This is a genomic window from Ruminococcus sp. RTP21484sp1_RTP21281st1_A8_RTP21281_210402, from assembly GCF_040914025.1.
Taxonomy (GTDB): Bacteria; Bacillota; Clostridia; order Lachnospirales; family Lachnospiraceae; genus Blautia_A; species Blautia_A faecis.
On sequence record NZ_JBCPGE010000005.1, the window covers coordinates 51,813 to 62,518 of the forward strand.

General features: G+C 40.7%; 7 protein-coding genes, 1 other RNA gene and 2 other annotated features (1 of these 10 only partly in view). All 8 genes read right to left on the reverse strand.

Going from position 1 to position 10,706, the window contains the following annotated elements; all coding sequences use genetic code 11:
• Window positions 1-4 (reverse strand) — a binding site (T-box leader); it reaches 216 nt to the left of the window's first position.
• A gap of 42 nt (window positions 5-46) precedes the next feature.
• Window positions 47-1,042, reverse strand: a complete 996-nt coding sequence (locus AB5170_RS03480) for a YihY/virulence factor BrkB family protein (protein ID WP_173719473.1) — start codon at window positions 1,040-1,042, stop codon at window positions 47-49.
• Window positions 1,043-1,297: 255 nt separating this feature from the next.
• Window positions 1,298-2,479: a SpoIID/LytB domain-containing protein gene (locus tag AB5170_RS03485; RefSeq protein WP_294423207.1), complete on the reverse strand. Its 1,182-nt coding sequence runs from the start codon at window positions 2,477-2,479 to the stop codon at window positions 1,298-1,300.
• A 132-nt stretch (window positions 2,480-2,611) separates the two neighbouring features.
• Window positions 2,612-3,670 carry an aldose epimerase family protein gene (locus tag AB5170_RS03490; RefSeq protein ID WP_368361612.1) on the reverse strand — a complete coding sequence of 353 codons (1,059 nt, stop codon included), beginning with the start codon at window positions 3,668-3,670 and terminating at the stop codon, window positions 2,612-2,614.
• 21 nt (window positions 3,671-3,691) lie between these two features.
• Window positions 3,692-3,869, reverse strand: a non-coding RNA gene (ssrS, locus tag AB5170_RS03495) — 6S RNA.
• Between the two features lie 74 nt (window positions 3,870-3,943).
• On the reverse strand, window positions 3,944-5,434 hold the full coding sequence (thrC, locus tag AB5170_RS03500; protein WP_368361613.1) for a threonine synthase: 1,491 nt from the start codon (window positions 5,432-5,434) through the stop codon (window positions 3,944-3,946).
• Window positions 5,435-5,652: 218 nt separating this feature from the next.
• Window positions 5,653-6,582 (reverse strand): cell wall hydrolase, encoded by a 930-nt coding sequence (locus AB5170_RS03505; protein ID WP_173715514.1) that lies wholly within the window; start codon window positions 6,580-6,582, stop codon window positions 5,653-5,655.
• Window positions 6,583-7,048: 466 nt separating this feature from the next.
• The gene (locus AB5170_RS03510; RefSeq protein ID WP_368361614.1) at window positions 7,049-8,704 is read right to left on the reverse strand and encodes a 2-isopropylmalate synthase; all 1,656 of its coding nucleotides are present in this window, start codon (window positions 8,702-8,704) and stop codon (window positions 7,049-7,051) included.
• Window positions 8,705-8,872: 168 nt separating this feature from the next.
• Window positions 8,873-9,141: a binding site (T-box leader), on the reverse strand.
• A 184-nt stretch (window positions 9,142-9,325) separates the two neighbouring features.
• A complete protein-coding gene (locus AB5170_RS03515; protein ID WP_173769089.1) occupies window positions 9,326-10,612 on the reverse strand; it encodes a tyrosine-type recombinase/integrase in 1,287 nt (428 codons plus the stop codon).
• Window positions 10,613-10,706 lie beyond the last annotated feature (94 nt).

The following is a 10,706-nucleotide window of genomic DNA, read 5'->3' on the forward strand; positions in this document are numbered from 1 at the left end:
TTTCTCTTTTATAACTATGCCACATCAGAGTGAATCTGTCAAGAGGTTAATTTGTCTGTTGCTCTTCCTTCTTTTTCTCAGCTGAAACTTTCATCTCAGTCTTTTTCTTTCTCTCATTCTCTTTTTCCAGATATTTTTTCTTCTCTTTATTAAGCTCTTTTTCCGCCTCATCGCGCTCGCGGCTGAGCATTTCCCTCATGGATGCCTGGGCCATTCTGAACTGTTTTTCAAAATAAGCGTTGATCTCTGCTCCATACAGCAGCAGATTCATACAGATATACAGCCACAGCATCACCATGATCAACGCAGTCAGGCTTCCATACATATTGCTGAAGCCTGGAAACATGTCAAAATAAATAGAAAAGAAATAGGAAAACAGGGACCACCCTGCTGCAATCAGAAGAGCTCCCGGCACCTGACTTTTAAAAGTAGCTTTACGGTTTGGAAGCATTTTATACAAAATCAGAAAGATCAGAAACAGTCCGGCAAATACAAGCGCCGTCCTGGCTCCAATGATCTTTCCGATAATTCTCCCAAGGAATGGAACGTACTTTCCTGCCATAATCTGAATCTGATTTCCAAGAACCAGAAGCAGAAGACTTGCAATAATTGCAATGCTGAACAGAAATGTATAAACAACTGCATACATTCTGGTAATCAGCCAGTTACGGGTCTCATGGACGTGATAAATGCTATTCAGTCCGTTCGTAAGGGATTGCATGGCTTTTCCTGCAGACCACAATGCCATGATAGCAGAAATCGGAACTACCGCCGTGCTTCTGCCATATACTTCTGATACAATGGTAAGCACAAAATTCTGTATATTGTGGGGCACAAATGCCCGGATGGTTTCGCTGACCATATTGTATGTTAAAGGTGTATATCGAATTATAGTCGTGAGAAACAGAATAAACGGAATAAAAGACATAATCAGGAAATATGCTGCCTGTGCCGCATAAGCTCCCACATGGTCTCCATTTGCCCTGTCCATAAAACCGAACAGAAGCTGGAGAACGCTCTGTTTTTCTTTCTTCTTATCCATATGATTGCTCCTGTTACATTTTCGTAATCATTTTTTGTATCATATCACGAAACATGCTTTCTGTCTACTTTTTCCTGGTGTTACTGTTCTTTCCGTTCACAACAACAATTACTGTTCACTCCATAATCAGTAAACGCTTCGCGATGCACAAAAAGACGAACCTTCCTGTGACAAGCACAAACAGCAGCGTTTGCTGCGCAAACTTAATTCTCGGGTTTTCTGTGAACTTTGTTCACAAAAATACCTTGCAAAATGTCATGTTTCCCGCTTTGACAGGTTATTCCCCACCACTTCCAACGTAATATCCTTAAAAAAATAATTTAGGATATCCTGCCAGCCATAGCCTTCCCTGGCCATTTCATTTGCCCCGTTCTGGCTCATTCCCACACCGTGTCCATACCCTTTCCCCTGAATCTGTACTGCCTTACCGGATTTCACGTTCAGTTCAAAATAGGCGCTTGGCAGAAGATTACTGCCGTTCACAATACTTCCATCTTTTTCTGTAATCAAACACCCTGCCGGGGAAAGAAATTGCCGTATTTCATATTCGCCTTCCAGCTGTATACTTTTATTTTCCGTCACAATCTCCATTCCCGTAACTGCACCACTGATATTCTTTTTAATAACCTGAAGCCCTATAAATTCCCCGCTGCCTTCCAGATTTCCCGATCGTTTCTCTAAAGTTTCCCAGGGAATTTCCACGCTCCAGCTGCTCCATGGCATATTCTGGTCAAAATCACATTCTACACTTTTCAGATAAGCTGCTGACCTGTCTGCTCCCCATATCTCATCTGTGCTTGTCCTACCTGCTGATGTAGAAAAATAATAAGCCGTGATCGGTTCTCCATTCTGGCATAGGATCTGACCTTTTGTATCCTGTACTGCTTTATTTGTTCTTTTATCTGCCCCAAAATTGTTGTAAACCTGATAATTCACGCTGTCATCTACATCCGCCCCATATTTTTCCAGACTGTTTTCCTGTATCTGGCAAACTGCATAGGTTCTGGCACATACTGCCTGGGCCATCAATGCCTGTTCTTCATAGGATGCAGGCATTTCACTTGGGACTACAGCTTCCAGATAAGCTTCCAGGGACAATTCATTAATAATCAGCAGCCCCTGCGCTGTCTTTTTAATTTCCAGAGTTCCATAATAAACAGGAGGATTCTGAGCTCTTTCAATAGAGGGAATCGCAATGCCATCAGTTCCCCCGTCCAGAAGCAGACTATCATTCTGGAGCTCCTGTGAATCCGGGGTGTAGGTATGTTCTTTTCCTTTTTGTTCTATGGTTACTGACTGGTGATAACAGGATTGCCAGGACGAGTCTGTGAGCAGAACGCGAATGGAAGGCTCTCGTTGTTGCACCTTGTTTTCGTCAGTTTCCTTTTTCTTTTCTTTCTGCTCCCTTTTGGCACTTTCTTCACTCCTCTTGTTCATTTCTGCGGCTTTTCCAAACAAAAGCAGCCAACCCAGCAGTACAATCAGAAAATAATTCAATCCATAAAAAAATCTGGTCTTCTTCATACAAAAGTATATGAAGAAAACCAGACAAAAATATCTGTATTGTAATTATTTTCTTACGTCAAATTTATATGCGGTAAAAGACTGATACTTCTCACCAGCTTCAAGTACTGGTGAATGGAATGCTTCCACATTTACTGCATTTGGTTCAACCTGTGTCTCAAGGCAGAAGCCTTCACGCTTGTTGTAAACATGTCCATTCTTACCCTTCTCATCAATAACAAAATTACCGGCATAGAACTGCACACATGGACAATCCGAAATCACATCCATCGTAATACCAGAGGTCTCATTGTAAGCAACTGCAACCGTTCTCCGACTGCCTTTCGCGTAATTGTCAGTCACATAATTGTGGTCATATCCGCCAGTGTACTTCAGCTGCTGGAAGTCTGCCTCGATTTCCTGGCCAATCTTTTTCGCCTTATTAAAATCCATAGGAGTACCCTCTACTGCTGCATATTCGCCTGTAGGAATAGAGAACTCATCCACCGGATTATAATCTCTGGCATGGATCGTAAGATATGTATCAAGAACCTTGCCGCTTCCCTCCCCTGTAAGGTTGAAGTAGGAATGGTTGGTCATATTTGCCAGTGTCGCCTTGTCACTGATTCCGCTATAGTAAATCTGCAGGGTATTGTCCTCTGTAAATTCATATGTAACAGACACCTGGAATTCTCCCGGGAATCCATTCTCGCCATCCGGGCTGATTCTGGAAAAAATAATGGCATTTTTGTCAGAATCTGTATTCTTAACAGTCCAAATCTTCTTCTCGAAGCCATTGGGACCGCTGTGAAGATTATTGTCATTCTCATTCTTGTCAAGCTGGTATTCCTGTCCATAAAGGGAAAATCTGGCACCTGCGATACGGTTTCCGCTTCTTCCTATGATCGCACCAAAGAAGCAGCCATTTACTTCGTACTGCTGAACATCGTCATAACCAAGAACTACATCTGTAAGCTCCCCATCTTTGTCCGGAACGCAAAGCTTCACAAGAATGGCACCGTAATCCATCACTTCTGCACATGCACCGGATTTATTCTCCAGATGGTATAAAGTAATCTCTTCCCCAGAGGTTAAGTTTCCAAATTTCTTTGCTGTAACACCCATATTACCTGCCTCCCTGTTCTAAAAAATCCCAGAATGCCGTTCCCTTTCTTTTGACGCCTAGCTAACCGCTAGGTGGGTATCCTCAACAGGACTTCTGCCTACCACAACGAGAGGTCTGACATCCGCACTGCGATATTGGATTCCCTTGATGTCAATGTAGGTTCAAAAATAAAAGGGGCCTCGCACATCCCAGGATTCATTTTTCTAAAAATAATTATACTCTAGTATATACTGTTTTTCAACAGAAAATGCACAAATTCTTTTTACTGATTTTTAACTGATTTTTAGAATCTCTTTCACAGTTGCAGGCATATCTTCTGCATCTACTACCCGGTCATGAAGTACTGGTGCAGTACGGATATCGTTGACTGCCTTCGGAACTGCCACCCCGGAAAGCTTCTCAAGTGCGTCTACAAGCCCGAAATCATCCAGATTCTCATGTCCCTCGGAGATTGCATCCATAACACTTCTGGTAAACTTGTATGGACTTGCTGTAGAAGCAATAACTGCCGGAATCTTATCTCCGGTATCTTTCACATATTTTTTGTATACGCCAGCAGCAACTGCAGTATGTGTATCAATCACATAATCACTTGTCTTATATACTTCGCGGATAGCTTCCTTCGTCTCTTCTTCGGAGCAGTAGTTTCCATAGAAATCCTTCAGCTGGGCTTTCATCTCAGGTGTAATAGTGTATTCACCACCCTTGGAAAGATTTTCCATAAGTTTTGCACACTCCTCAGGATTTCCGCCTGTAATGCGATAGATCAGGCGCTCCAGATTGCTGGAAATCAAAATATCCATAGATGGAGAACTGGTAAGGATAAAATCTCTCTTTCTATTGTATGTACCTGTGGAGAAGAAATCAAACAGAACCTTGTTCTCATTAGAAGCACAAATCAGCTTGTTCACCGGAAGTCCCATCTGTTTTGCATAAAATGCTGCCAGAATGTTTCCAAAATTTCCTGTAGGAACTACTATATTGATCTGCTGTCCGGCTTCGATCTTGTTCTGGCGCACCAGCGCAGCATATGCATATACATAATAAACGATCTGGGGAACAAGACGTCCAATGTTAATGGAGTTTGCAGAAGAGAATTGGAATCCAGCCTGGGAAAGCTCTGCTGCCAGTTCTTTATCATTGAACATTTTCTTTACAGCTGTCTGGGCATCGTCAAAATTACCTGTGATACCCACAACGTAAGTATTGGCACCTTTCTGGGTTACCATCTGCTTCTCCTGGATCGGGCTTACGCCATGTTTCGGATAGAATACAATAATCCTGGTTCCCGGAACATCGGCAAAACCTGCAAGTGCTGCTTTTCCAGTATCTCCGGAGGTCGCAGTCAGGATAACGATTTCATTTTTTACATTATTCTTTCTTGCTGCAGTCGTCATAAGATATGGCAAAATGGAAAGTGCCATGTCTTTAAATGCAATTGTAGGACCATGGAAAAGTTCCAGATAATATGCCCCGTCAGCTTCCTTAAGAGGTGCGATCACATCTGTGTCAAACTTCTTGTCATATGCTCGGTTGATACAAGTGCGCAGCTCTTCTTCTGTAAAGTCAGTAAGAAGGCGGCTCATTACCTGATAAGCAGTTTCCTGATAAGTCATTCTGGAAAGTTCATCCATAGAAACATCAAGTGCCGGAATCTGTGTTGGTACAAACAGTCCTCCATCTTCAGAAAGTCCCTTTAAAATAGCCTGGGAAGCGGTTACCGGTTCTCCTTTTCCTCTGGTGCTCTGGTACATTACCTGCATTTGTTATTCCTGCCTTTCGCTTATTGTTATGAGGTACACATTCCGGAATCTGTAACCTTCCGACAGTCATCCTCTCTTTGTTATCATATTTTAACTTTACAGGTATTATACATACTTCACCGTGCTAAATCAACACCCAATTTGAAAAAGCCACCTGGAATTGTAATTTCCTGGCGGCTTATATCTCTTTATTACAGAATGTTACTGTTATTAAAATATTATTTTTTCACCATCTGAACAACATTTGTGTCATCTTCTGAGGTTTCATTCTCAGTGTTCTGTGACTTAGCTTCATCCGGGTAGGTGTAAAACTCGTGAACACCATATTTAAATAATTTTTTTAAATCCTTATCAAACCAGGACACGTTCTTTTTGTCCGCAGCAGAACGCTGAACAAAGAACAGAGCTCCTTCTGAATAGTCAGTTCCCTCTAATGCCTGTTTCACAGCTTCCCTGGTCTCATCTGTTACCGTTACTTCATAAAACTTACCATCGTAAACAGGTGAAAACTGAGGAATTCCATTTCTCTGATCCAGAATAACACCTGTAATGGTATCTGGAAATTCCTCATGGGAAAGGCGGTTCATAATTACATTTGCAATCAGTACACGACCTTTAATGTCCTCTGTGCCCGCCTCTGCCTCTACTATATGAAGCAGGTTATCATAATCTGTGTCCGACATGATCTTCGGATTTGCAGACATGGATACTGCAGCTGCATCAAGGCTCGCAACTGTATCAGCCATAGAGTCCCCTACATTCAGCTCATCCACGTTTCCTTTTATCTGCTTCACGCGCTGGCCTACCATGACTCTCTCGCATGAAGTTCCAATTCTTGTTACAGATGTTCCTGCTGAAGGAGTATCTGCAACACTGGTTACCATACCGGCAATTCCGGTAGGCAGATCATACTCTACACTTCCAAGGTCAGTCCAGGCATCCGCGGATCTATTCTCTTTGTCCGAAGCTGCATATACCTGGCTCCGTGGACCAAACTCCGCCACCTTCGTTCCAACTGCCAAAATCATTGCCAACGTGGCGCAGGCGCTAAGAGCTACAAAATTATGTACAAGAGCATTTCCATTCTTTTTTTTCTGGGCATCGCTCTTGCAAGTTGTTACATGTTGTAAACTTCTTTTTAATTTCATATTCTTCTTTCCTTGCACTTCTGTTATGTTTTGATTTCTTTTATTATTTATTCTGTAATATTTCTGTAATTTATAGGAAAATTATATTTAATAAACTCCCAAATGTCAAGTTTTTTTTGCTTTCTATAGCTTTTTTCTCTAAAAACAGGTAAAAAAAGAAAGGCGACAAGAAAGAAATAGGATGATTCATTCAAAAATCATGTAATATTTTTGATAAATTTACCCTGTTTCTATTTGTCCCCTTTTATTCTTAGGTATGGTTGTTTCTCCCCTTCTTATGGATTTCATTATAGCTTTTCTTTTTCTGTTCGTCAAACCTTTTTTATCGCCGAATTCTGACAAAAAACGCTGACACCTTTCAAAACAGCAAACCACCGCACAGTCTTTTTTATAAACTGATTCGCGGTGGTTTGTCTTTTTGTTATCAAATATGCTTCTTATTATAAATAAGGTTTAAACAGATCTATCAGCGGTTATTGATTGCTGTTACAAGTGCATCAATGGAAGCACGGATAATATCCGGGTCTACGCCGGCTCCCCATGCCATAGTTCCGTCAGGCTTCTTGATTCCAACATATGCTATAGCCTTGGAACTGGAGCTGCGCTCTAACGCATGTTCCTGGTATACTTCCAGAGAATACTTCAATTCGTATGCTTTCTTCAGGGCATTGCTCACTGCGTCGAGACGTCCATTTCCCACAGCCTCTGTAGTAATTGTTTTTCCATTAAATGTAGAGGTTACTTTAGTTGTAATTCCCTCGCCTGTCTGCTGGAAGTGCACTTCATTAATGCTGTACGGCTGTCCCACATTCTCAAAAGTCTTTTTGAACAGATCAAAAATTTCATCTGGATGAAGCTCTTTATGAAGGTGATCGGAAACACCCTTGGCTGCGTAACCCATTGCCTCACGCATTTTTGGCGGAAGGTTCAGACCGTATTTTGTTTCCAGAATGTAGCCTACGCCGCCTTTACCAGACTGGCTGTTGATACGGATAACATCTGCATCATAATTACGTCCAACATCTGTCGGATCAATTGGCAGATACGGAACTGTCCAGCGATTCGGATCTTTTTCCTCGATCCAGTGCATGCCTTTGGCAATTGCATCCTGATGGGAACCAGAAAATGCTGCAAAAACAAGTGCGCCACTGTATGGACTTCTCTCTCCAACTGTCATTCCCGTGCAACGCTCATATACTTCACAGATGTGAGGCATATCGGAGAAGTCAAGCTTCGGATCTACTCCCTGGGAATACATGTTCATTCCAAGTGTTACAATATCAACATTACCAGTACGCTCTCCGTTTCCAAAAAGAGTTCCCTCGATGCGGTCTGCTCCGGCAAGAATTCCCATTTCAGAATCTGCCACACCACAACCTCTGTCATTGTGAGGATGTAAGGAAACGATTACATTTTCACGGCGAAGCATATGTTTGCACATATATTCAACCTGACTCGCATATACATGCGGCATGGAATGCTCCACTGTTACCGGAAGGTTGATGATACATTTGTTGTCCGGAGTCGGCTGCCATACATCGATAACCGCATTGCAGACCTCAAGGGCATATTCCGGCTCAGTTCCTGTAAAGCTCTCCGGACTATACTCAAACTGGAAGTTTCCTTCTGTCTGTTCAGCCAGTTCTTTTAATAATTTCGCACCTTCTACGGCAATCTTTAAAATCTCTTCTTTGGATTTCTTGAATACCTGTTCACGCTGTGCAACAGATGTGGAATTGTATACGTGAACAATAGCTTTGGGCGCACCTTTTACGGCTTCAAAGGTTTTACGGATAATATGCTCCCTTGCCTGTGTCAGTACCTGGATCGTAACATCTTCAGGAATCAGTTTGCGATCGATCAGGGTACGAAGGAACGTATACTCTGTCTCGGAAGCAGCTGGAAATCCTACTTCAATCTCTTTAAACCCAATCTGTACAAGAAGTTTGAAAAACTCAACCTTCTGTTCCAGGCTCATTGGGATGACAAGTGCCTGATTTCCGTCACGAAGGTCTACAGAACACCATGCAGGTGCCTTATCAATATAGTCCTTTTTTGCCCAGTCCATACAGGTTTCTGGTGGAAGATAATACTGTTTTTTGTATTTGCTTACATTCATCATTTTTTATTCCTCCATATTGTAAATTTAATTTTTCTCTTTTCTGTGACGGAAGGATTCTTTGTCTGCTGGGTCAGAGCTCAGTCTGATAAAGCAGCTTTATGTGGTATTAAATTCCAATGGAATTACTATCACATAAAAAAAGTCCTCCAGCTCTGCACACATACAGGTGCAAGAGACGGAAGACATACATCTTACGCGGTACCACTCTTATTTCATGAATAGAATCCATACACTTATCGGATACGGGATTACTCCTTATATCCTTTCCCTGTAACGGTGGAATCCGGCTGTGTCTACTCTCGCTTCTTCTAATCATTCGAAGTAATTTCAGACAGCTGCTCCAAGGCGAGTTCTACAGTTTCCTTCCGTCATCTCACACCACCCGATGACTCTCTGTGCTCTGGTACCTGTGTACTACTCCTTATCAAAGCATTTCTCTTATATGTTCTTTGTGGTTATTACCTTAACATTTTTCAAGTCACTTGTCAATGACTAATCGGGGCAACAGGATTTGAACCTGCGACCTCACGGCCCCCAAATGACTTTCTTAATATACTCCATAAATCCTTAAAAATCAAGTGTTTTATTTGTTTGATAATCAAATATTTTTGATTACCTTGATTACTTTTGTTGTTTTACCTCAATATCTTCAATAATTTTTGTCTTATATTTCAAGTCTGTTGTATCAAAAGTGTAATATTTTTCATTTACTTCTTCAGTATGACCAAGTAAAGAAGCAGCAACAGTTGTAGAAACTCCATTACATTTCAATTTAGAATTTACTGTTTTTCTAAAAGAATGAATTCCTCTGTTCCTTATTCCTTGCTGCTTGCATTTGTTCTTAATACAAGAAGATACTTTTGGTGCATGAATCCTACCGTCTTTATCAGCGAACACCCATTCGCACAAAAATCCATTTATCTGTTCAACATATTTTACTGTGTTAAACAGCTTCTCAATCTCTTTAGTTTTTGGGAAAACTCTGTCTTTCTTATTTTTAGTCTTGTCAATGAAATACTCTTTTGTAATCCTATCGTATTTTTCAGACTTGTTAATAACAATGTAATCCATCTTAATGTCTTCCCATTTAAGCGCAACAATTTCTCCAACCCTCATCCCTGTTAAAGAAGCTAACTGTACTGCATATGTAGGGATATAATCTGGTTTTTTCTCATGGTCAAGATCAAATCTCTCATGTAGACTGTTCAAATCCAAATCAGAAAAAATTTTCTGCTCTAAAGGCTTTTCTTTCTCTACACAATATTGATAGAACTGTTTTGCCTGTAAGAATTCCATAGGATCACCAACAATGGCTTTATTTACTCTTGCACTGTAGATTGTATTTTTAATATAACTGAATAATGTCTTACAAGCCTTTTTGCATAGTGCTTTTTCTTTGACTGTTTTTACGATAAAAACCTTTATGTCTTCTTCCGTCATGTCCTGAATATTCTTTTTTACAAATGAAGTATTGTCAAAATATCTTTTGCGGTCTGTATTATATTTGCATACGGTATTGTGACAAACCAGAGTATCTTGAACACTACGCCAATGCTCATAAGCATCTTTAAAAGTTTTGATCTTGCGTTCTTCTTTTTTTGGATTTTGGCGGTAATATTGAATCACTGCTTTTTCAATGGCTGCCTTTGTAGACCTTTTCACCTGTTTACGTCCATCTTTGCCATCTGGTAAATATGTATACCACTTTTGATTATTTCCTTGCCATATCTTATATTGATGATTTTGTAAAATTTCCGCATTCTTCATCATCTCAATTTGATCCTGCAAATGTGGTAAGTTGATGATACCATTTTTGATTGCAAAATTCAACATTTCCTGTTCATTTGATCCAAGTCCCATTACTGCTGCATTTGTTGTTTCCTGTGTTACACAATTTGTTATTTCCATAAAAATTACCTCAATATATTCAAAAAGAGCTTCCAAGAAGCCATTACCAGTTGCAGTAATTTCTTCTTAAAAGCTCTTTATTATAATTCTAAAA

Bases quoted from the DNA above. Each gene is read 5' to 3' on its own strand.
- AB5170_RS03490 (WP_368361612.1), bottom strand. From the start codon at position 3,670: ATGGGTGTTACAGCAAAGAAATTTGGAAACTTAACCTCTGGGGAAGAG.
- AB5170_RS03515 (WP_173769089.1), bottom strand. From the start codon at position 10,612: ATGGAAATAACAAATTGTGTAACACAGGAAACAACAAATGCAGCAGTA.
- AB5170_RS03480 (WP_173719473.1), bottom strand. From the start codon at position 1,042: ATGGATAAGAAGAAAGAAAAACAGAGCGTTCTCCAGCTTCTGTTCGGT.
- AB5170_RS03510 (WP_368361614.1), bottom strand. From the start codon at position 8,704: ATGATGAATGTAAGCAAATACAAAAAACAGTATTATCTTCCACCAGAA.
- AB5170_RS03505 (WP_173715514.1), bottom strand. From the start codon at position 6,582: ATGAAATTAAAAAGAAGTTTACAACATGTAACAACTTGCAAGAGCGAT.
- thrC (WP_368361613.1), bottom strand. From the start codon at position 5,434: ATGCAGGTAATGTACCAGAGCACCAGAGGAAAAGGAGAACCGGTAACC.
- AB5170_RS03485 (WP_294423207.1), bottom strand. From the start codon at position 2,479: ATGAACAAGAGGAGTGAAGAAAGTGCCAAAAGGGAGCAGAAAGAAAAG.